Source organism: Bacillus sp. EB106-02-03-XG38 (assembly GCF_058792175.1).
The window spans coordinates 45,198-66,547 of sequence record NZ_JBYTED010000004.1 but is presented as its reverse complement, the minus strand read 5'-3'; the positions used below and the strand labels follow the sequence as shown (position 1 = coordinate 66,547).

18 protein-coding genes are annotated in these 21,350 nt (G+C 34.8%); 5 read left to right on the top strand and 13 right to left on the bottom strand.

Features of this window, described 5'->3' with window-relative positions; all coding sequences use genetic code 11:
* Positions 1-7: 7 nt before the first annotated feature.
* Positions 8-880, bottom strand: coding sequence for a TetR/AcrR family transcriptional regulator (locus AC3WTI_RS19110; RefSeq protein WP_087959099.1), 873 nt, complete (start codon positions 878-880; stop codon positions 8-10).
* Positions 881-1,071: 191 nt separating this feature from the next.
* Here AC3WTI_RS19110 and AC3WTI_RS19105 point away from each other — a divergent pair, with 191 nt between their 5' ends.
* Complete coding sequence (locus AC3WTI_RS19105; RefSeq protein WP_097841591.1) at positions 1,072-4,188, top strand: efflux RND transporter permease subunit; 3,117 nt, start codon at positions 1,072-1,074, stop codon at positions 4,186-4,188.
* 27 nt (positions 4,189-4,215) lie between these two features.
* Here the strand turns inward: AC3WTI_RS19105 and msrB are convergent, their stop codons facing one another.
* From msrB to lytS, 6 genes are all read right to left on the bottom strand, one after another.
* Positions 4,216-5,181 (bottom strand): peptide-methionine (R)-S-oxide reductase MsrB, encoded by a 966-nt coding sequence (msrB, locus tag AC3WTI_RS19100; protein WP_097841590.1) that lies wholly within the window; start codon positions 5,179-5,181, stop codon positions 4,216-4,218.
* 101 nt (positions 5,182-5,282) lie between these two features.
* Positions 5,283-6,317 (bottom strand): AI-2E family transporter, encoded by a 1,035-nt coding sequence (locus tag AC3WTI_RS19095; RefSeq protein WP_087959096.1) that lies wholly within the window; start codon positions 6,315-6,317, stop codon positions 5,283-5,285.
* A 327-nt stretch (positions 6,318-6,644) separates the two neighbouring features.
* Positions 6,645-7,337, bottom strand: a complete 693-nt coding sequence (gene lrgB, locus AC3WTI_RS19090; RefSeq protein ID WP_000168869.1) for an antiholin-like protein LrgB — start codon at positions 7,335-7,337, stop codon at positions 6,645-6,647.
* A gap of 36 nt (positions 7,338-7,373) precedes the next feature.
* On the bottom strand, positions 7,374-7,805 hold the full coding sequence (gene lrgA, locus AC3WTI_RS19085; protein ID WP_087959095.1) for an antiholin-like murein hydrolase modulator LrgA: 432 nt from the start codon (positions 7,803-7,805) through the stop codon (positions 7,374-7,376).
* A 134-nt stretch (positions 7,806-7,939) separates the two neighbouring features.
* Positions 7,940-8,680 (bottom strand): LytR/AlgR family response regulator transcription factor, encoded by a 741-nt coding sequence (locus tag AC3WTI_RS19080; RefSeq protein WP_087959094.1) that lies wholly within the window; start codon positions 8,678-8,680, stop codon positions 7,940-7,942.
* Positions 8,658-10,427, bottom strand: coding sequence for a two-component system sensor histidine kinase LytS (lytS, locus tag AC3WTI_RS19075; RefSeq protein ID WP_087959093.1), 1,770 nt, complete (start codon positions 10,425-10,427; stop codon positions 8,658-8,660). The genes AC3WTI_RS19080 and lytS overlap by 23 nt, the downstream gene beginning before the upstream one ends.
* 328 nt (positions 10,428-10,755) lie before the next feature.
* Between lytS and AC3WTI_RS19070 the strand changes: the two genes are divergently transcribed.
* Positions 10,756-12,054, top strand: coding sequence for an MFS transporter (locus AC3WTI_RS19070; RefSeq protein WP_097841589.1), 1,299 nt, complete (start codon positions 10,756-10,758; stop codon positions 12,052-12,054).
* 216 nt (positions 12,055-12,270) lie between these two features.
* On the opposite strand, the gene AC3WTI_RS19065 is transcribed toward AC3WTI_RS19070, so the two are convergent.
* Positions 12,271-13,839, bottom strand: a complete 1,569-nt coding sequence (locus tag AC3WTI_RS19065) for a BCCT family transporter (RefSeq protein ID WP_097841588.1) — start codon at positions 13,837-13,839, stop codon at positions 12,271-12,273.
* A 363-nt stretch (positions 13,840-14,202) separates the two neighbouring features.
* Entirely contained in the window at positions 14,203-15,273 is a 1,071-nt protein-coding gene (locus AC3WTI_RS19060) for a nitric oxide synthase oxygenase (protein WP_253621699.1), read from the bottom strand.
* A gap of 216 nt (positions 15,274-15,489) precedes the next feature.
* On the opposite strand from AC3WTI_RS19060, the gene sodA reads away from it, so the two are divergent.
* A complete protein-coding gene (gene sodA, locus AC3WTI_RS19055) occupies positions 15,490-16,116 on the top strand; it encodes a superoxide dismutase [Mn] (protein WP_087959089.1) in 627 nt (208 codons plus the stop codon).
* 88 nt (positions 16,117-16,204) lie between these two features.
* Here the strand turns inward: sodA and AC3WTI_RS19050 are convergent, their stop codons facing one another.
* Together AC3WTI_RS19050 and AC3WTI_RS19045 are read right to left on the bottom strand one after the other, a co-directional pair.
* Positions 16,205-17,086, bottom strand: a complete 882-nt coding sequence (locus AC3WTI_RS19050) for an NAD-dependent epimerase/dehydratase family protein (protein WP_087959460.1) — start codon at positions 17,084-17,086, stop codon at positions 16,205-16,207.
* A gap of 104 nt (positions 17,087-17,190) precedes the next feature.
* Positions 17,191-17,781: an AmiS/UreI family transporter gene (locus tag AC3WTI_RS19045; protein ID WP_087959088.1), complete on the bottom strand. Its 591-nt coding sequence runs from the start codon at positions 17,779-17,781 to the stop codon at positions 17,191-17,193.
* Positions 17,782-18,207: 426 nt separating this feature from the next.
* Here AC3WTI_RS19045 and AC3WTI_RS19040 point away from each other — a divergent pair, with 426 nt between their 5' ends.
* Entirely contained in the window at positions 18,208-18,609 is a 402-nt protein-coding gene (locus AC3WTI_RS19040; RefSeq protein ID WP_087959087.1) for a hypothetical protein, read from the top strand.
* 120 nt (positions 18,610-18,729) lie between these two features.
* Here the strand turns inward: AC3WTI_RS19040 and galE are convergent, their stop codons facing one another.
* Together galE and trhA are read right to left on the bottom strand one after the other, a co-directional pair.
* Positions 18,730-19,746, bottom strand: a complete 1,017-nt coding sequence (gene galE / locus AC3WTI_RS19035; RefSeq protein ID WP_087959086.1) for a UDP-glucose 4-epimerase GalE — start codon at positions 19,744-19,746, stop codon at positions 18,730-18,732.
* Positions 19,747-19,970: 224 nt separating this feature from the next.
* The gene (gene trhA / locus AC3WTI_RS19030) at positions 19,971-20,618 is read right to left on the bottom strand and encodes a PAQR family membrane homeostasis protein TrhA (RefSeq protein ID WP_097841587.1); all 648 of its coding nucleotides are present in this window, start codon (positions 20,616-20,618) and stop codon (positions 19,971-19,973) included.
* A gap of 164 nt (positions 20,619-20,782) precedes the next feature.
* On the opposite strand from trhA, the gene AC3WTI_RS19025 reads away from it, so the two are divergent.
* Positions 20,783-21,343: a DUF1836 domain-containing protein gene (locus tag AC3WTI_RS19025; RefSeq protein WP_087959084.1), complete on the top strand. Its 561-nt coding sequence runs from the start codon at positions 20,783-20,785 to the stop codon at positions 21,341-21,343.
* The last annotated feature ends 7 nt before the right edge of the window (positions 21,344-21,350 follow it).

The following is a 21,350-nucleotide window of genomic DNA, read 5'->3' as shown; positions in this document are numbered from 1 at the left end:
ATCATTGTTACCTTTTTATATTGTAATAGCCCATGAGCCTCAAACGAAATTCTTTTAAAGTTGGATATGCCTCTAAATTAAACAACATCCCTTGGATAACTGGAATTCTTGGGTTTTGCATTCTCATTTCTGCCTCCAAGACATCTAATGTAACAAGCAATTCCTCATCTTCAAGTTGATCAGCTAATGTGCGTTTAAAAACAATAATTTCCTTTAAAAAATGTTCCTTCACCTGCTCTTTAATAAGCTCTGATTTACAAAGGAATTCCCCAAGCTTTTCTTCATGTAACACAGGTTCTTCTGAGGATTCTACCAATCCATCTACTAAATCATCCACCCTTTTCAAAATAAAAGCAGAGACATAAGATAAATCAATTTCTGGAGCTTGTAGAATAATTAATTCTAAATATCCGCGGTAGATCCCTTCTACCATAATTACTAAATCTAATAAATATGGCATAACCTTTTCACCATAAATGGACAATAAACTATTCCGATAAAATGCATGGGACTCCAATTTCATCCGCATCATAAACTCTTCCACATCTTTATTAAAAGGAATAGCATTTTCACGTGCATGCATAATAATAAATTCTTTATGCTTTTGTATATCGTTAAACTGACAATGCAATTGCTTTGTGAATTTTTCACGCGGCAATAACGATTCTTTTTCAATATCTATCATTTTATTTTGAATCTTGTCATAATAATATCGAAGTGTCGCTAATAAAAGCTCGTCTTTCGATTTAAAATATAAATAGAAAGCTCCCTTAGATATACCGCAAGCTGTCACAATTTCCTGCACTGATGTCGCATTTACACCCTTAGTCGCAAATAACTTCATAGCCAACTCTATAATTAAGCGCTCTTTTTCTTTCATATTGTCTCTCCTAAATGTAATCTCGCATCTTACCATAAATATATCTCGCTATTTACAGATAATAAATTATTCACTGATTAAAGTTTCACTTTTATTATACCATCTCTTTTCATTGACTACTGACCAATCAGTCAGTTATATTATGTATTAGACTGACCAGTTGGTCAATACAATACAAAGGGAGCGCAAACATGAACAAAATCATTAATTTCTCGTTAAAAAATAAGTTCGCGGTTTGGCTACTAACCATTATCGTTACCATTGCAGGTATTTATTCTGGGCTGAACATGAAGCTGGAAACAATTCCTGATATTACAACACCAATTGTAACAGTAACTACGGTTTATCCTGGTGCTACGCCGGAAGAAGTAGCTGATAAAGTTTCAAAACCGATGGAAGAGCAACTGCAAAATTTAAGTGGTGTAAACGTTGTTAGTTCATCATCTTTTCAAAATGCATCTTCTATTCAGGTAGAATATGATTTTGATAAAAATATGGAAAAGGCTGAAACAGAAATTAAAGAAGCTCTCGCAAATGTGAAAATGCCAGAAGGCGTAAAGGATCCGAAAGTTTCACGTGTAAACTTCAATGCCTTTCCTGTTATTTCGCTAAGCGTAGCAAGTAAAAATGAATCTTTAGCTACCTTAACTGAAAATGTAGAAAAAAATGTTGTTCCAGGGTTAAAAGGACTTGATGGGGTTGCATCTGTTCAAATTTCAGGTCAACAAGTAGATGAAGTACAACTTGTCTTCAAGAAAGATAAGATGAAAGAATTAGGCCTAAGTGAAGATACTGTAAAGAATGTAATTAAAGGATCGGACGTATCTTTACCACTTGGCTTATATACATTTAAAGACACGGAAAAATCAGTTGTTGTAGATGGAAATATTACAACAATGAAAGCATTAAAAGAATTAAAGATCCCGGCTATACCTTCATCACCGAGCGGTCAAGGTAGCCAAAATGCTGGTGCTAATGCACAAATGCCTCAAATGAATCCAGCCACTATGAACGGGATTCCGACAGTTACATTAGATGAAATTGCTGACATTAAAGAAGTCGGAAAAGCAGAATCTATTTCCCGTACAAATGGAAAAGAAGCAATTGGAATTCAAATTGTAAAAGCTGCTGATGCAAATACAGTTGATGTTGTAAATGCAGTGAAAGATAAAGTAAAAGAACTTGAGAAAAAGTATAAAGGCTTAGAGATTATTTCAACATTTGACCAAGGTGCACCTATCGAGAAATCAGTAGAAACAATGCTAAGCAAAGCTATTTTCGGTGCTATCTTCGCGATTGTTATTATTATGCTGTTCCTACGAAATATCCGAACAACATTAATCTCAGTCGTTTCCATACCACTTTCTTTATTAATTGCTGTATTAGTCATAAAACAAATGGATATTACACTTAACATTATGACACTCGGAGCAATGACAGTGGCTATCGGGCGTGTTGTGGATGACTCCATTGTTGTTATTGAAAATATTTACCGACGTATGTCATTATCAGAAGAAAAGTTGCGCGGGAAAGATTTAATTCGTGAAGCTACGAAGGAAATGTTTATCCCAATTATGTCTTCTACCATTGTAACAATTGCTGTATTTTTACCGCTTGGGCTAGTAAAAGGTATGATTGGTGAAATGTTCTTACCATTCGCTTTAACTATTGTCTTCGCTTTATTAGCATCGTTACTAGTAGCAGTTACAATCGTACCAATGCTAGCTCACTCTTTATTTAAGAAAGAGAGCTTGAGGGAAAAAGAAGTACATCATGAAGAAAAGCCAAGTAAATTAGCAAACGGTTATAAACGTATACTTGCATGGGCTTTAAATCATAAAATCATTACATCAAGTATCGCTGTCCTTCTATTAGTTGGTAGTCTTGCACTTGTGCCAATTATCGGTGTAAGCTTCTTACCATCTGAAGAAGAAAAAATGATCATTGCAACGTACAACCCTGAACCAGGTCAAACGTTAGAAGACGTTGAAAAAATTGCAACGAAAGCTGAGAAGCATTTCCAAGATAATAAAGACGTCAAAACAATTCAATTCTCATTAGGTGGCGAAAACCCAATGAGTCCTGGTCAATCAAATCAGGCAATGTTCTTCGTACAATATGATAACGACACGAAAAACTTCGAAAAAGAGAAAGAGCAAGTCGTTAAAGATCTACAAAAAATGTCTGGAAAAGGCGAATGGAAAAACCAAGATTTCGGAGCAAGTGGCGGTAGTAACGAAATTAAACTATACGTTTACGGGGATAGCTCGGAAGACATTAAGCCTGTCGTAAAAGATATTCAAAATATCATGAAGAAAAATAAAGACTTAAAAGATATAGACTCTAGTATCGCAAAAACGTATGCCGAGTACACTTTAGTCGCAGATCAGGAAAAACTAAGTAAAATGGGTCTAACAGCTGCGCAAATTGGAATGGGACTTTCTAATCAACATGATCGCCCTGTTCTCACAACAATTAAAAAAGACGGTAAAGACGTCAATGTATATGTAGAAGCTGAAAAACAACAATATGAAACAATCGATGACTTAACAAATCGAAAGCTTACAACACCACTCGGTAATGAAGTGGCTGTGAAAGATGTGATGACTGTAAAAGAAGGGGAAACTTCAAATACAGTGAAACACCGCGATGGTCGTGTTTATGCAGAAGTAAGCGCAAAACTAACATCTGATGACGTTTCAAAAGCATCTGCCGCCGTTCAAAAAGAAGTAGATAAAATGGATCTTCCTTCTGGCGTAGATGTTTCTATGGGCGGCGTTACAAAAGATATTGAAGAATCATTCAAGCAACTTGGCTTAGCAATGTTAGCTGCGATTGCCATTGTATACTTCGTTCTTGTCGTTACATTTGGCGGTGCCCTTGCACCATTCGCAATTTTATTCTCGCTACCATTTACAATTATCGGAGCACTTGTTGCCTTATTAATCTCTGGTGAAACATTAAGTGTATCTGCAATGATCGGTGCGCTTATGTTAATCGGTATCGTTGTAACAAACGCAATCGTGCTTATCGACCGCGTTATTCATAAAGAAAATGAAGGGCTATCAACACGTGAAGCTTTATTAGAAGCTGGTGCAACACGCCTTCGCCCGATTTTAATGACTGCAATTGCAACAATCGGGGCTCTTATCCCGCTTGCATTAGGATTTGAAGGTAGCGGCTTAATTTCTAAAGGGCTTGGTGTAACAGTAATTGGTGGATTAACAAGTTCAACGTTATTAACACTTCTTATTGTCCCAATCGTTTATGAAGTATTAAGCAAGTTCAAAAAGAAAAAAGCAAAATAATAAAAAATAACCTCGCTAACTGCGAGGTTATTTTTTATTTCCGAATAAGATTAAGAAATCACCATAGCCTTCTTTCTCTAATTCCTCTTTTGGAATAAATCGAAGGGCTGCGGAATTAATACAGTAGCGAAGCCCCTCTGGTCCTGGACCGTCTGGAAATACGTGTCCAAGATGTGAATCTCCTTCCTTACTTCTCACTTCTGTACGCGTCATATTATGACTTACATCCATTTTTTCTTTCACACTAGCTGACATAACTGGCTTCGTAAAACTAGGCCATCCACACCCGCTATCAAACTTATCTAAAGAAGTAAATAACGGTTCTCCTGAAACGATGTCTACATAAAGGCCTTCTTCTTTATGATTCCAATACTCATTTCGAAATGGTGGTTCTGTACCATTTTCCTGCGTTACATAAAACTGCATCTCATTTAGTTTTTCTTTTAAATGAGCATTATCTTTTGGCCAATGTTGCTTAATAAAAGCATCTCGTCCCGAGCCTTTACGGTATAGCTCGTAACGGAATGTATTTTTCTTATGATATCCTTGGTGATAGTCTTCAGCTGGATAAAACGTAGCTGCTGGCAATATTTTTGTCGCAATTGGCTTTGAAAAGCGTCCACTCTTTGCAAGCTCTTCTTTTGAAACAATTGCTTTTTTATGTTGTTCTTCATTATGATAAAAAATCACTGTTTCGTAAGACTGTCCGCGGTCATGGAATTGCCCACCTACATCAGTCGGATCAATTTGTCTCCAATATATACTTAATAACTCTTCATACGGCATTTTATTTGCATCAAATGTAATTTGTACTGCCTCATAATGTCCCGTCGTTTCTGAACATACTTCTTTATATGTTGGACTCTCTTTATGACCACCTGTATAGCCAGAAACGACCTCTATAATTCCTTCCATCTCTTCAAATGGTGAAACCATACACCAGAAGCACCCTCCAGCAAATGTAGCTAACTCAACCTTTTCATTTACAGCCATTCTTTCACCCCTATTCTATGTTCTTCTTACAGTATGTCATAAGGAACATCATGTTATAAAAGAAAAAGCATCGAAAATCGATGCTTTTTCTTTTCTTCACTTTATTTTGTTCCAACATCCTTCTCCATTTCATCACTTGTCACATCTAATACATCTAATAAGAAAATGAAGATTGGAATACCGATAATTAATCCCCATACACCTAAGAAGTGTTCTGAGAAGATTAATACCATAAATGTATAGAAAATCGGTAAGTTTGTTTTTTGCGACATGAACTTTGGATTTAACACGTAACTTTCAAGCGCATGAATGACTGTTACGATAACTAAAATATAGACAACGTACATAATACCGCCGATATTGTAAGCAATCATACAAAGTGGGAATAACGAAATGATAACCCCAGCTACTGGAATTAAGCCGAGTAAGAAGATCATTAACGCTAAACCTAATAATTGCGGGAATCCTAATATCCATAGTGCAATAACGGATAGAACACAGTTAACAACTGCAATTAAAAATTGTGCTTCGATTACTTTTCCGAATGAACGTGCGAATTTCTTACCGAAGTACTCAATTTCAGTATAAAAAATTGCAAGTCGGCTTTCTTTAAATTTTGAAGTAAAAGCAACGATACGAGCTTTCTCCAATAAGAAAAATAGGCTTAAAATTAAAGAAAGTAACACTTGAAGGCCAAATTTCCCAACATTCGTAATCGATTTATACAAAATGTCAACGCCTTGTCCTACATACTTCGAAAGTTCCATATGATTGACAGCATTCACTGCATACTTAATTAATTCACTATCTGGTGGGTTTCTTAAAAATACATTAAATTGATAAATTAATTGTGAAATTTGTATCGTTAATACTGGTAAATATTTAAATAGCGTAATAGCAATTCCACCAATTAACATTACATATAGAAATGCTATAATAATTTTCCTATTAATGGGCATGAAATGATCTAATTTACGAGAAATAAACTTTTGGAATCGATCCATTAAATACGTGAGAATAAACGTAATTAAAATTAAATTCAACATACTTTGCAGCCCGTATAACACGAGAGCAAGTATTACTAATACGAGTAACCTCTGAAATCCTTTGCTTTGAAACAGGTTTTTTATTTGCATAATCGACGAGTACTCTCTCCTGTCCTATAAAGTAAAACGTTAATAAGTAGATTTTTTCTCTCTTCTCTACCTTTAATTATTCATTCATATAAAGATTTTTATAAACTTATTATATGTCTCCCTTAGCAGACCTTATAGTAGCTTACTTCTTATTTTACAATACAATGACCTAATTCAAAACGTATTCTACACAGTATTAATGAAGATTTAAGGAAACTTACATTTTGTTAAAATAGGTCTTACCACTACTGTAACATAAAAAGCAAGCTATCAGTAGAAATCTGTCCTACAAATAGCTTGCTTTTCTCATTTTTTAAGTAAGTTTTACTAGCCAATGAATGGCATAAACATCGGTATGACAACTACTGTTACAACCCCAACTACTGTTACAGCAATACTTGCCATAGCTGCCTCTACTTCACCCATTTCAATTCCTACTGCCACTCCTAATGCGTGACCTGCTGTTCCAAGTGCTAAACCTTTTGCAATTGGATGTTTTACTCTAAATGTTTTTAAGAATAATGCTCCTAATGCGTATACAATAACTGCGTTAAAAATAACTGCAAACGATGTAATTGCTGGTATACCACCAATACTTTCAGAGATCGGTAATGCAATTGCTGTTGTTGCTGCTTGTGGTAACATTGAATTCATTACTGCTGTATCTAAACCAATTGCTTTTGCAACAATGAATACGACAATTACTGAACAAATAGATCCAACTACGATAGCCGATAAAATTTGCCACCAATATTTTTTTAACTTATCCACTTGTTTATATAATGGAATTGCAAACGCGATTGTTGCTGGCTCTAAGAAGAAACTAATCATTTTTCCACCAGTATTATATTCTTCGAAAGTAAAATTACCTACTTTTAGAAAGACAATTCCTAATACCATCGCTACGAATAATGGTGTGAATAAGAAGAATCCTTTTGAATGCTTAAATAATAATGTTCCGATTCCGTATGCGATCAATGAAACTACAATTCCGAAATATGGAGTCATTGTGCTTGCCATGTTCATTCCCTCCTAACAATATATACGGTAAATTCGTTACGCAACTTTTCCGTGCTTGTTTCCTTTATTTACTACTTTCAATTCTTTTGTATCTTCTGTTTGTTTGTCTTCTTTTCCTAAAATGAATTGTGCAAATAGCCCTGTTACAGCGAGTAAAATAATTGTTGCGACAACAATTACAGTTAGAATTTGTACAAAATATTGTCCCATTACACCAAGAGAATTAATAACTGAAATACCTGATGGGACGAAAAGGAATCCAATAATACCTGTTAAAGCTGTTCCAAGTGATTCAACTTGCTCCAATTTAATAACCTTTAAACATAATAAGCTAAATAAAATGACTAATCCGATCACCGATGAAGGCATTGGAATTGGTAAATGTGTTGCAATAATATTAGAAACTAACATAATAGCTGAAAATATGAATGCTTGTGATAAGAAACTATATACTTTTTTCGTACTCATTTTGGCCACCTCTTTCGATTTGGTACCTTTATTGTATAAGATATAACCAAAGCTGTAAGCGTTTTCACAACGGAACGTCAAATATACAAAATTAGTTACAAAAATAGGTAGATGAAATACAAAAAAGCTACTTCTTAAATACGAAGTAGCTTTTTGAGTTCTTTTGCATATGTACGGCTAACGGGTACTTTTGACCCTTCTTTCATAATTAAATTATAAGTAGAATTGAACCACGGTTGTATTTCTGTAATATGATTAATATTTGCAATAAAACTGCGATGTACACGCATAAAACTTGCTTGCGGCAACTTCTTTTCCAAAATGACAAGTGTATCATGTGTTACATATGTTTCCTTCATCGTTTTTACTGTCACTTTTCCGTCCACAAGTCCTACATATATTATATCTTCAATATTCACAAGTACGATCGATTCCTCAATTGGTAATGCTAATTTATGCATCTCGGTCGTTACGTCTACACTCTTTGCTTCTTGTTTTGTTTCTAATTTTATTTGTTTTTGCTTTTTATATTTCTTTAATGTCTGTACGATACGTTCTTCATCAAATGGCTTTAAAATGTAGTCTAACGCATCTACTTCAAATGCTTGCAATGCGTATTGATCGTAGGCAGTTGCAAACACAATTGCAGGTGGATTTTTCATCTTCTTTAATATATTCGCAATTTCAAATCCATTATCATCAGATAACTGAATATCTAAGAAAACAATATCTGGTTTGTTTTTCATTAGCTCTTCTAATGCGTCTTCTACACAATCAGCCTCACCAATTATTTCTACTTCTTTCGTTTGTTCTAATAAATATTTCAACTCATCACGTGCTAACATTTCATCGTCAACTACTAATACTTTTAACACTCCGTTTTTCCTCCCCTACTTTTTTCGGGATTACGAAGGAGATTTTTGTACCTTGCTCTAATTCACTTTCAATTTGAAGCATTGTCTCTTTCCCAAATAACCCGATAAGTCGTTCATTAATGTTATATAAAGCTGTTCCAGTCCCTTTCTTTGATGGAACTACCATTTTTCCTAATTGCCCTAGACGTTCACTCTCAATCCCTTGTCCATTATCTTGCACTTCAAAATGAACCATCTCCTCTTCTTCAAACACATGTACCTCAACTTGGCACACTGGCTGCTTTTTCGGAAAAGCATGGCGCAATGCATTTTCAACTAATAACTGCAGTACGAATGGTGGAACTAAGGTCGTCTTTAGCTCTTCCTCAATGTACATCTTCACTTCATACTTATTCGGAAACCTCGCTTGTTCTAACGATAAATATGCATGTACATGATTTAGCTCTTGTTCTAATGGAATAAGCAATTGGCGTGCCCCTTGCAAATTACAACGAAAATACACGCTAAGCTGTAATAATAATTTTCTCGCTTTCTCTACATCTGTTCGACATAAAGCCGATACGGTATTAATTGCATTAAATAAAAAGTGTGGATTAATTTGTGCTTGTAACGCTTTTATTTCTGCATCTTGCAATAACTTACTTTGTAACTCTGCTTCACCTAACTCCAGCTGTGTAGAGAATATTTTTGCCAGCCCCTCCGCTAACTCTTCTTCTACACGACTTAATTGATTTGAGTTCTTAAAGTAAAGCTTTAATGTTCCTATCGTATTTCCATGTGAAGTAAGTGGAATAACAACCGCCGCTTGTAATGGACACCTTTCATGCTGGCAATTAATAACTTCACGTGATTTCGCCTTCATTATTTTTCCTGTGTTCAACACTTCTTTCGATAAACCAGTTATTAAGCTATGTGAAGGAATATGGTGATCTGATGCTAACCCAACGTGAGCTAATATTTTCTCTGTATCTGTTAAGGATACCGCATCTGTTCCCGTAAAGCGGTGAATAATTTGTGCCACATGTTTACAAGAATCTTCTGTTAATCCGCGGCGGAAATATGGTAATGTTTTGTCAGCAATTCGTAATACTTTATGCGTTTGCAAAGCTTTCGCATTTTCTTCTTGGCGCAAAATAGCTTGTATCATAGAAAGTAAAATAAAGCTTCCGAAACTATTTACAAGAATCATCGGTATCGCAATTGTTTTCACGATGCTAATTCCATCCTCTACAATTAATAAAATCATAATCATTTCTAATGAAACGATAAACACACTTAAAACTGCTGAAAATTTAGGTGTAATTGTACGATTATATTTTTTAAAAATGTATCCAATATAGCCTGTTATAATACCTGCTAAAATTGACGAAATTGCACAGCTTAGCGCTGTCGTCCCGCCAAGCATATAACGGTGAATACCCGCAATCGACCCTACTCCAATGCCGACGATTGGACCACCAAGCAACCCACTAATTCCAACACCCATAATACGTGTATTCGCAATGGTACTCGATGACGAAACACCTTGTAGCCAATTTTCTTTCATAATTGTATTCCCGGCAATTTCAATTCCTGTGTAATTGCTTACAATTGTAAACACTGAAAAAATACAAATAAGCTTAAGCTTATCTACATATCCATCTTGCTTATGAAGAAGGCGCCTGAACGTTTTAATATGAGAAAGTAAAAATCCTAAAATAACAATAAGTCCGACACGTTCAATCATCATAAGTACTAAATTTAGCATCTGTGATTCATTCCTTTTTATATGAGTTAGTTTTATTATGGGAAAATAATGAAGTGGACGTCAAGAAGAATGACATACCTTTTGAAATATTGTACACATAACAATTCCCTCTTTATTTGACAATGTAATAGAAGAGTGCTAAAAATAAAGTAATATAATACAGTCCTTTAACCCAACCCCGTGAGGTTGAGAAGGAAGTCGGAATATACTATACGTATGTCCTTTTTTAGGGATACGTATGACTTTTTGGCCTTCTCATCATATCAGGTGAGAAGGCCTTTTGTTATTCTTCCATAGCGACTGTAGAAGAAAATAAGGAGGAGTAATGATGAACGTCACTACTGATGTACAATCAACAACAGAGGAGACAAAAGAGAAAAGATATAAAACATTATTTGGTTCTGCGCTAGGATATGCAGCAGAAGGTTTAGATATGTTGCTCTTATCTTTCGTACTCGTCTACATTTTAAAAGAATTTCATTTAAGCCCTGCTGAAGGTGGAAATTTAACATTAGCTACCACAATAGGAATGCTGATTGGGTCTTATTTATTTGGATTTATTGCTGATTTATTTGGGCGTATCCGTACGATGGCCTTCACAATCTTACTATTCTCACTAGCAACAGCACTTATTTATTTCGCAACAGATTATTGGCAATTATTAATTCTTCGCTTTTTAGTTGGAATGGGAGTTGGTGGTGAATTCGGGATTGGGATGGCTATCGTAACTGAAACATGGTCGAAAGAAATGCGTGCTAAGGCAACATCAGTTGTTGCACTTGGATGGCAATTTGGCGTACTAGTCGCTTCACTCCTTCCGGCATTTATCGTCCCGCACTTTGGATGGAGAGCTGTTTTCTTATTCGGACTCATTCCCGCTTTATTAGCTGTTTATGTACGCAAAAGTTTAAGTGAGCCGAAAATATGGGAACAGAAACAACGATATAAGAAAGAGTTGTTACAAAAAGAGGCTGAAGGTAATTTAACAACTACTGAAGCAGAACAACTAAAACAAATGAAAAAGTTCCCACTTCGAAAGCTGTTCGCAAATAAAAAAGTAACGATAACAACAATTGGTCTTATTATTATGTCATTCATCCAGAACTTCGGATATTATGGCATCTTTACATGGATGCCAACTATTTTAGCGAATAAATATAACTACACATTAGCAAAGGCGAGCGGTTGGATGTTCATCTCTACAATCGGCATGCTAATTGGGATTGCAACTTTCGGTATTCTAGCCGATAAAATTGGTCGCCGTAAAACTTTTACAATCTATTATGTCGGTGGTACTATATACTGTCTCATTTACTTCTTCTTATTCACAGACTCAACACTATTATTATGGGGAAGCGCATTGCTTGGATTCTTTGCAAATGGCATGATGGGAGGATTCGGAGCAATTTTAGCTGAAAACTACCCTGCTGAAGCTCGCTCTACAGCAGAAAACTTTATTTTCGGTACAGGGCGTGGTTTAGCTGGATTTGGACCAGTTATTATCGGATTGCTTGCTGCAGGTGGTAATTTAATGGGAGCATTATCTCTCATCTTCATTATCTATCCAATCGGTTTAGTTACGATGCTATTATGTGTTCCAGAGACGAAAGATAAAGTATTAGAATAGATTGAAACTATATCCTTCAAGAAACAGAGTTGGATAAAGTGAAACTTTAATCAGCCCTCACCAATCGGACTTTAATGGGCAGCCCGACCCCCACCTAAATTCTTTGCTTTTGCTGCATTTTGAGGTGGGGGTCTTACTGCCCATTAAAGCGGGATAAATAGGAAAGAGGAAGTATCTCCAATGAGATGCTTCCTCTTTTTATATAAATACAATTATTTATTTTGATTTACTAGCTTTTTGGAACAAGAAGGAGGTTTTCTCTTCTTCTTTTACAATACCTTGCTTTAAAGCTAATTCCCCTGCAACTTTTGGCGCTAACCATAGCATTGGGAATAATAGAATAGATACCGGGACAGCTGTTACTACGATGAATGATTGCAATGCATTAATACTTCCCTCACCCATGTATAAAAGAATCGCTGCAACTGTTCCCATAATAAGCGACCAAAACACTCGCAAGCTAATTCTAGGATCTCCATCTCCAGTCACTGCCATTGAAATCGAATACGCCATTGAATCTCCTGTTGTTACTACAAATAAAATTGTTAATAAAAGAAACGCGGGTCCAATAATATTAGATAATGGCAGTTGCTCTGTAATTGCAATCATAGCTGCTGGCATACCAGATTCACTTAATGCTGTCGATATAGAACCAGGCTTCATTAACTCATAAAACACACCTGATCCCCCTAATATTGTAAACCAAAACGTTGTAATAATAGGGGCAATAATTCCAATTGCCACGATAATTTCTCGGATTGTTCTTCCTCTTGAAATACGACTCACTAAAATTGCCATCATCGGCCCATATCCAATAAACCATCCCCAGAAAAAGATTGTCCACGATCCTAACCAACCTGTATCACCACGATATGTGCTCATTGGAATAAATTCATTTATATAAAATCCAAATGAAGAAACAAATGAATCAATAATAAATCCACCTGGTCCAAACAGTAATACGAATACCATTAATAAAACTGCTAATCTAACATTTAAATTACTTATAATTTGAATCCCTTTATCAATACCAGTTACCGCAGATATAGTAGAAACAGCTACTACACAAACAATAATAGCTAATTGAGTAGTAAACACATCAGGAATATTAAACAATGCTTGTAATCCATAACTTGCTTGTAGTCCTAAAAATCCGATCGGGCCAATCGTCCCTGCAGCTACCGCAATAATGGCAAATACATCGATCATTGTTCCAAGCCAACTCTTTCGCAATTTCTCCCCGAAAATAGGGTATAAAAGCGTTCGAGGTTTTAACGGCATACCTTTATGATAATGTCCGTACATCATAACTACCGCACTAATTGTACCTAAAATCGTCCAAGCGAGGAAACCCCAGTGCATATAACTTTGTGCTAAAGCAGGCATTACCGCTTCTTTCGTTCCAGCAGTTATACCTTCATGTATCGGTGGCACCGTCATCAAATGGTACATCGGCTCTGCGGCTGCCCAAAAAACGCCACCTCCGGCAAGTAATGTAGACATAATAATAGCGAGCCATTTTGTCGTACTAATCTCAGGTTTTTCTAATCCCCCAAGTTTAACTCTCCCATATTTCGAGAACGCCATACACATTGCTACAACAAATGTACCAACCAGTAAAACTTGCCAAAAGGCACCGAAATATTTAATTGAAGCTGCAAAACTGCTATTAATAACTTCCTCTACGTAACTTTTATTTAAGAAAACCGCAATTACAAATAATAAAAGTGAGCCTCCACTAATAAGAAATACAGGCCAATCCGTTTTTCGGCTCTTCATCCTCATTTACACTTCCTCCTTCCTCAGCAATCTAAAAAAACAACTTTATTATGTTTTATCGTTTACACCCAAAACACAATGATTATATAAGCATAATAATTCATCAATTTTTCCACACACTTATGTTGTCCCTAAAAATATGCTAAATCCCTTATTTAAAAGAAAATTTCTATTCCTATTACATAAAAAAGCAAAATAAAAGACCTTATATTTCTATAAGGTCTTCGAAACAGAAATTTGATTATAACATAAGGAACTGCTTGGTTCAAAAAGCACCTTCCAAAAATAACCGAGCGTAAAGGCTTCCATTTGCTACATAACAGTAATTAAAAAAATTATATTTTCACAGAAAATGCCCTATACTACAAACTATTTATGAAAGAAATTCGGCTTCAACATTTCATTCGGATACGGTTTATGATAAATATGAGTGGTAGCTGGAGATAACGGTGGAATGAGCCACACCCAATTCCCTGTTACAACCCGTCCACAAGCAGCTTCTTGTTTCTCAAATTGCTGAAATTGTTGTGCAGCAGTATGATGGTCCACAATACTAACTCCTTGTTTTTTAAAAGAGTGTAGTACGGCAATATTCAACTCAATTAACGCCTTATCTTTCCATAACGTACCGTTTCTAGATGTATCGAGATTCATCATCTCTGCAACGGCTGGCAGTAAATTATAACGATCATGATCCGCTAAATTACGGGCTCCAATTTCCGTACCCATATACCATCCATTGAACGGAGCAGCAGTATAAGAAATACCACCAATCTCTAGGCGCATATCTGAAATCATCGGTACTCCATACCACTTTACTCCTAAAGATGAGATTGGATACTCTGGATGTTCAATCGGTACCTCTTTCACTTCTTTTTTAGGAATTTCTTTATATACAGGTTCTTTTCCATCGACAGAAAACACAAGTGGCAATACATCATAATTCGTACCTTCTCCTTTCCATCCAAGCTCCTGACAAAAATCCGTAAACGCAGCGGAATGAGAGTCACCAATCACTCCCATTTCGGTTTTATATCCTGCATATCGAATCAATTGGTGATTATAAATTCTTATATTATTTTCTTCGCCTTGATATTGCTTGAAAATTGTAATGGTCGGTTTTACTTTTCCGTCATTCGTCGCATATTTAATATGATGAATTAATGCATTATATACCCCTTCTTCATCATTTACTTCACGTGCATCTAATATGTGCATCTTACTCCAAAATAGTCTTCCAATACATCGATTACTATTGCGCCATGCCATGCGCGATCCATGAACAATTTCTTCAAATGTATGCTCATACGTCCCGGTCTTCTCTATCTCAACTTGAATTTCTTTCATGCGTTCTTCTATGAATTGTTCTTTATTAAGCTCTTTATAGCAAATCGTAATAAACTGACTCGCTTCCTCTATTAATTGTTTCGTTTTACTCATAAACGATCTCCTTCTATTTCAACAAAACGTTACTACTTTACAGTATAAGCAAAAAGAATAAGAGTCACAAATGAAAGTCGAAGTGTTACTTTTATTGTAATATTTTTCAGAAAATTAAAGAGATTACTATTGACTTATGTAAAAAATAGGTGTATTTTTGACTCAGGTAAATTATTTTTACCTAGACCAACTTTTAATACGAAAGGAGGGAATGTCATGTCTTCATTTCAATTGCCACAACTTTCATATGACTATGATGAACTAGAGCCATATATTGATAGCAATACACTTTCTATTCATCACGGAAAGCATCATGCGACATACGTAAATAATTTGAATGCCGCTTTAGAAAACTATACGGAATTACATAATAAATCTTTAGAAGAGTTACTATGTAATTTAGAAACTTTACCAAAGGAAATTGTTACAGCTGTCAGAAATAACGGTGGTGGACATTATTGTCATAGTCTTTTTTGGGAAGTAATGAGCCCACGAGGTGGCGGCGAGCCTAATGGAGACGTTGCAAAAGTAATTGATTATTATTTCAATACCTTTGACAACTTAAAAGATCAACTGTCCAAAGCAGCAATTAGCCGTTTTGGAAGTGGCTATGGGTGGCTTGTCCTTGATGGTGAAGAACTTACTGTTATGAGTACACCTAATCAAGATACACCTCTGCAAGAAGGTAAGATTCCATTACTCGTCATCGATGTATGGGAGCATGCCTATTATTTAAAGTATCAAAATCGGCGTCCAGAATTTGTTACCAACTGGTGGCATACGGTGAACTGGGACCGGGTAAATGAAAAGTATTTACAAGCAATTCACTCACAAACACATTAGTCGTGCGTATAAGGTAAATTTGGTAATGTAAAATTAGTATTGTCGAAATCCTCCAGAATCCCCCGGATTGCCACCGGGGGATTTATGATTATTCCATTGCACGTATGTAATAACGTAATACTTGTTCTATCTCTACTTTCAACTCTCGGAACGGGAATCCTAATTCACTAGCTTTTCCATTATGTAATGTACAATTAATCACTTCGTTATAAGGCGCTACATGATCTCCTACTTCTTGAACGAGTGCGTTTAATCCCGTAGTTTCTTCTATGAAGTGAATAACTTCGCTAGTAGAAACTACCCCGTTGCTACTAGCATTCATTGGCCCTTCTATACTTTCTATCCCGCACCAAGCTAAAAATGCTCCTGCTTCTTTTTCATGTATAAATGACAACTCTCCATCTAAATGATTCACAGCGATAGGTTCTTGCCTTACAATATGCTCAACGTAAAATTGTAACCTTTTCGTATAATCATTTTCTCCAATAACAACTGGAAAACGCACTGCAACAACTGGGAATGTTGCTTGTTGAAATACAACAGCTTCAGCTAATCGCTTGCCTTCACCATAATTAAAATCCTTCCTATCCCCATATGTAATAACATACTCATAAGGATTAAAGTCCTCTTCTAACAAGCCTATCGCTGGCTCATAAACAGCCATTGAAGATGTCATAACGTATTTCTTCGTTTTTCCTTGTAATACTTCACATATTACCTTCGCCGCATTCGAGCTATAGCATAAATTATCGTATACGATATCATAACTTTTATCTTCTATACACTCTGCTAGTTGTTTTCCATCTTCTCTATCTACAATAAGTCTTTTTACTCTACTGCCAAATGAATCCTCCGTAATTCCTCTTGTCGCAATCGTTACATCGTGTCCATTTTGCAAAAGTTCTTCTACTAAATGTTTACCAAAAAATCTTGTTCCCCCTAGTACCAATGCTTTTTTCAATTTCATCATCCTCATTTTGATAAATTGTAAAACACTCCCTCTCTATTATAAATGCTAATATAAAAAAGCATGAAATTCGTTTAACGATTCCATGCTTTTCTACAGAAAATATATTAACGTACTCGATATTTATAAATACAATAACAGAAGTATAAAATAGAAATTACAGATACATAAACCCATAGCTCATATACGAATCCCTCTCCCCATACTCCCATAAAATAAAAGAGCGAAGGCAACGTCAAAGTTACCCATGATTGTACGAAGGCAATTCTTCCAAGAGATTGATTGATATTCTTTTTTTGTGTATTTAATACAAAGAATAAGTACCAAAGTAATGCCCACATAAACCATGTTAATGCATTCACAACATCGTGGAATTGCACAAATGAAACAACCATATAGAATAAAGCAATAATTGCTACCCAAATACAAAACCACCCTAGACCGCTACTATCCATTCCTTTTATAAAAGTAACACCTACATATAAATAGGTTAATCCAAATAAGAAAGTAGCTGCATATGAATATACCGTCCAATTGCTTTGGTCAGAAATCATGATCAAATAGAACGGAATAATAATTTGTAGTGCACCCACAAATAAATTAAAAACACCTGCACTTTTCATCTCTGCTTTTCCTAATATAACAAGACTATTTAAAAATAAAGCTGCACCCGAAAGTAATAATCCTACATAACCCATATATCCTCATGTGAAAACCTTATATTTTCACACCATACCCTCCCTATCTTGTAAAAATTATATTATTCCTTATTTTCCTTCTTACTTATAACTACATACACAGTTTTTTCAAAAATAAGTCAGACTTCCTACCTTAAAAACCAATAAAAAGATCCCCTTCATGCATGTCATACAGTAATGATTTCAATCAAAATGTATCACGACATAAAAACGCTTTCAATAATACGTAATTCAATTAAAATGCTAATAGGATTATTTGATTATAAACGCACTTTAACAATGATACAAGTATTGGAATATTATTCAATATTCCATTTTTGATTTCTATAAAAAATTGATAGAATAATGCATTTTACCTATCTCCTTCTATCAATGATTTGCATAGAATATTGTAAAATCATATTAAATTAGAAAGGTCTGATATTTATGCCTCCTCATTATCCACATCAATCTGTTATTCATTCAACAGGTGTATTAACAAGAGAACCTGCAACAGTTTCAGCAGTAATAAACATTGTAAATTTAGATGCATATTACGCACACTATGTAAATATAGAAGTATGGGATTGGTCTAATTATTCTAATCCTGTAAAATTACCTGTACTCATTGGTGAAGATACATTGGTAGAATTCCCATACCTTTTAGAAGGTAACAACCTAGCAGTATTTTATGCTAATTTAGATGAAGCTATTAATTTGTATGAAATTCGTATTTCTTATCCTCCTCACTCCAACATTATTGCAAATTGTTTCGGACGAAGCCTACCGCCTTATACAAGCCAAGAAGGTAATACTGTTTATCATAAACAACTCGTTCGCATTCATTAAGAGTTCTTTCTTCTATAGAGCTAGTTTCTATTCAAACGCTATGGTCAGTAATATGTTCTCTTTCCTCCATTGAACATATTACTGATCTCAAGCAACGAAATAAGAAAACGCGTTACTAACTTAAATCATTTGATAGCCGTTTTTATTATTTACCTGCCATCTCCAAGAATCTATGCACATATCTTCTAACCCATATTCCGCTTCCCATCCTAATTCTCGTTTCGCTTTAGATACATCAGCAAAACATATTGCTACATCACCAGGACGACGCCCAATCACTTTATAAGGGATCTTTTTACCCGAAACCTTCTCAAAAGCCTTTACCATCTCCAAAACACTATACCCTTTACCTGTGCCAAGATTATATGCCTCGATTCCTTTCGTCCCAAGTACTTTCTCAAGTGCTTTTACATGTCCTTTTGCAAGGTCAACAACGTGAATATAGTCCCGAACACCGGTCCCATCTTTTGTTGGATAGTCGTTTCCGAATATATTTAGCTCCTTTAACTTACCTACCGCTACCTGTGTTACATATGGCATTAAATTATTTGGAATCCCATTTGGATCTTCTCCAATACGACCACTTTTATGCGCTCCAAATGGATTGAAATAACGAAGTAATGCAATACTCCATTCATCATCAGCTTTTGCTACATCACGCATCATCTGCTCAATCATTAGTTTTGTTTGTCCATATGGATTTGTCACACTCAGCGGAAATTCTTCTGTAATTGGTGATGTTTTTGGAATTCCATATACAGTTGCAGATGAACTAAAAATAAATTTTTTAACATTATGTTTCTGCATCACATCACATAATATGATTGTACTTATTATATTATTATAATAATATGTAAGGGGAATTGTAGTGGATTCCCCGACTGCTTTAAATCCAGCAAAATGTATAACCGCTTCAATGTTATTTTGTAAAAAAATCTCATTCATTTTTTCACGATTTAGAACACTTTCTTTATAAAATTCAAATTGTTTTCCTGTTATTTCTTTTACTCGATTTAAAGACTCGATTGAACTATTTGAAAGATTATCTACGACTATAATTTTATAATTATTATTTAATAATTCTATACACGTATGACTACCAATATATCCTGCTCCACCCGTTATAAGTATCGCCATATATATAGTCCCCCACTAATTATTAATTATAAAATTTTATAACCTCAATACACATCTATCCTACCACAAAAAATACTGATAATTCTAATAATTTATTTTTATTATGATTTATACAAAAAAGAGCCACATAACCTTTACGTTATGCAACTCTTCAACATACATATGTGTCTATATCTTTTTTTATTAATCAAGAAAAATAAAACTCACTCAGAAATTTTATATCGTTAAATTACGTAACAATAAACACTTAAAAAGTGGGCAAGGCTTCCTAATAATACGAAAATGTGAAAAATTTCATGATGCCCCATATGTTTAAACTCTAACCATTTTGGCTTTGTTCCATAAATAAATCCACCAATCGTATAAAGAATGCCCCCAAGCACTAGAAATACAATACCTCCTGCACTTAAGTTAGCAGCTAACGGTGCAAAGAACAGAACAATTAACCAGCCCATCGTAATATAAATGGCTGTTGATAACCATCTCGGACAACTAAACCAAAACATTTTAAAAACAATACCACAAATGGCCGTTGCATACACTAAACAAAATAATAGTAGACCGTTTGCAGAATGTAATGTAATTAAACAAAATGGTGCATATGTACCTGCAATCAATATAAAAATCATAGAATGATCAAGCTTCCTAAAGAAATAAATAACATGTTCACTGGCTACAACACTATGATATACAGCTGATGCTGTATACAAAACCATCATTCCGATACCAAATAAAATAACAGCTGTAATTGCCGCAAAAGACGGCATATTAATAGAAACTTTTACAAGCATAGCTAATAATGCAATAAATGATAATACAGCTCCTCCTAAATGGGTAAAAGCATTAACCGGTTCTCTTATATAAGCATTCATATAAACACCCCTCGTATAATTACATGTAGTTTTAATAACTACATGTAATTATATACACATTATTACTATAGGTCAACATTTACAATTCATCTGTTTCGTAATACCATATTTAGAGATAAACTAAACATTATGCTCCACTACGTTATAAAAGTGAGGGGTTCTACGTGGAAAATATAAATAAATTACTTGAAACATTACATTTAGAAAAGAACATTACGCTTGAAGATATTCCAAATGTCGACTTGTATGTAGACCAGGTTGTCCAACTATTTGAAAATACTTATGCAGATACAACGAGAACGGATGACGAAAAAGTATTAACAAAAACAATGATTAACAATTATGCAAAAGGGAAATTGTTTATTCCAATCAAAAATAAAAAATACTCAAAAGAGCATATGATTTTAATCAGCCTAATTTATCAATTAAAAGGGGCTCTTTCCATTAATGACATAAAAAGCTCCTTAGACAATATAAACGAATCTTTATTACACGACGATTCGTTTGAATTAAATACGCTATATAAAGAGTATCTTTCTCTTACCGAAAATAACGTCGAAAGCTTTAAACAAGACGTAAATAACCGTGTTTCAGAAGTAAGTGAGCTTTCTTCCTTAGAAGATCCAAAGCTAGAAAAGTTTCTATTACTAAACTCCTTAGTGAATATGAGTAATATGTATAGACGTTTAGCAGAGAAATTAGTCGATGATTTAAAAGAATCTTAAATAAAAA

What these genes read in the sequence shown, in the direction of transcription:
- AC3WTI_RS19110 (WP_087959099.1), bottom strand. Translation starts at nt 880, where the DNA reads ATGAAAGAAAAAGAGCGCTTAATTATAGAGTTGGCTATGAAGTTATTT.
- AC3WTI_RS19105 (WP_097841591.1), top strand. Translation starts at nt 1,072, where the DNA reads ATGAACAAAATCATTAATTTCTCGTTAAAAAATAAGTTCGCGGTTTGG.
- msrB (WP_097841590.1), bottom strand. Translation starts at nt 5,181, where the DNA reads ATGGCTGTAAATGAAAAGGTTGAGTTAGCTACATTTGCTGGAGGGTGC.
- AC3WTI_RS19095 (WP_087959096.1), bottom strand. Translation starts at nt 6,317, where the DNA reads ATGCAAATAAAAAACCTGTTTCAAAGCAAAGGATTTCAGAGGTTACTC.
- lrgB (WP_000168869.1), bottom strand. Translation starts at nt 7,337, where the DNA reads ATGGCAAGCACAATGACTCCATATTTCGGAATTGTAGTTTCATTGATC.
- lrgA (WP_087959095.1), bottom strand. Translation starts at nt 7,805, where the DNA reads ATGAGTACGAAAAAAGTATATAGTTTCTTATCACAAGCATTCATATTT.
- lytS (WP_087959093.1), bottom strand. Translation starts at nt 10,427, where the DNA reads ATGCTAAATTTAGTACTTATGATGATTGAACGTGTCGGACTTATTGTT.
- AC3WTI_RS19070 (WP_097841589.1), top strand. Translation starts at nt 10,756, where the DNA reads ATGAACGTCACTACTGATGTACAATCAACAACAGAGGAGACAAAAGAG.
- AC3WTI_RS19065 (WP_097841588.1), bottom strand. Translation starts at nt 13,839, where the DNA reads ATGAGGATGAAGAGCCGAAAAACGGATTGGCCTGTATTTCTTATTAGT.
- AC3WTI_RS19060 (WP_253621699.1), bottom strand. Translation starts at nt 15,273, where the DNA reads ATGAGTAAAACGAAACAATTAATAGAGGAAGCGAGTCAGTTTATTACG.
- sodA (WP_087959089.1), top strand. Translation starts at nt 15,490, where the DNA reads ATGTCTTCATTTCAATTGCCACAACTTTCATATGACTATGATGAACTA.
- AC3WTI_RS19050 (WP_087959460.1), bottom strand. Translation starts at nt 17,086, where the DNA reads ATGATGAAATTGAAAAAAGCATTGGTACTAGGGGGAACAAGATTTTTT.
- AC3WTI_RS19045 (WP_087959088.1), bottom strand. Translation starts at nt 17,781, where the DNA reads ATGGGTTATGTAGGATTATTACTTTCGGGTGCAGCTTTATTTTTAAAT.
- AC3WTI_RS19040 (WP_087959087.1), top strand. Translation starts at nt 18,208, where the DNA reads ATGCCTCCTCATTATCCACATCAATCTGTTATTCATTCAACAGGTGTA.
- galE (WP_087959086.1), bottom strand. Translation starts at nt 19,746, where the DNA reads ATGGCGATACTTATAACGGGTGGAGCAGGATATATTGGTAGTCATACG.
- trhA (WP_097841587.1), bottom strand. Translation starts at nt 20,618, where the DNA reads ATGAATGCTTATATAAGAGAACCGGTTAATGCTTTTACCCATTTAGGA.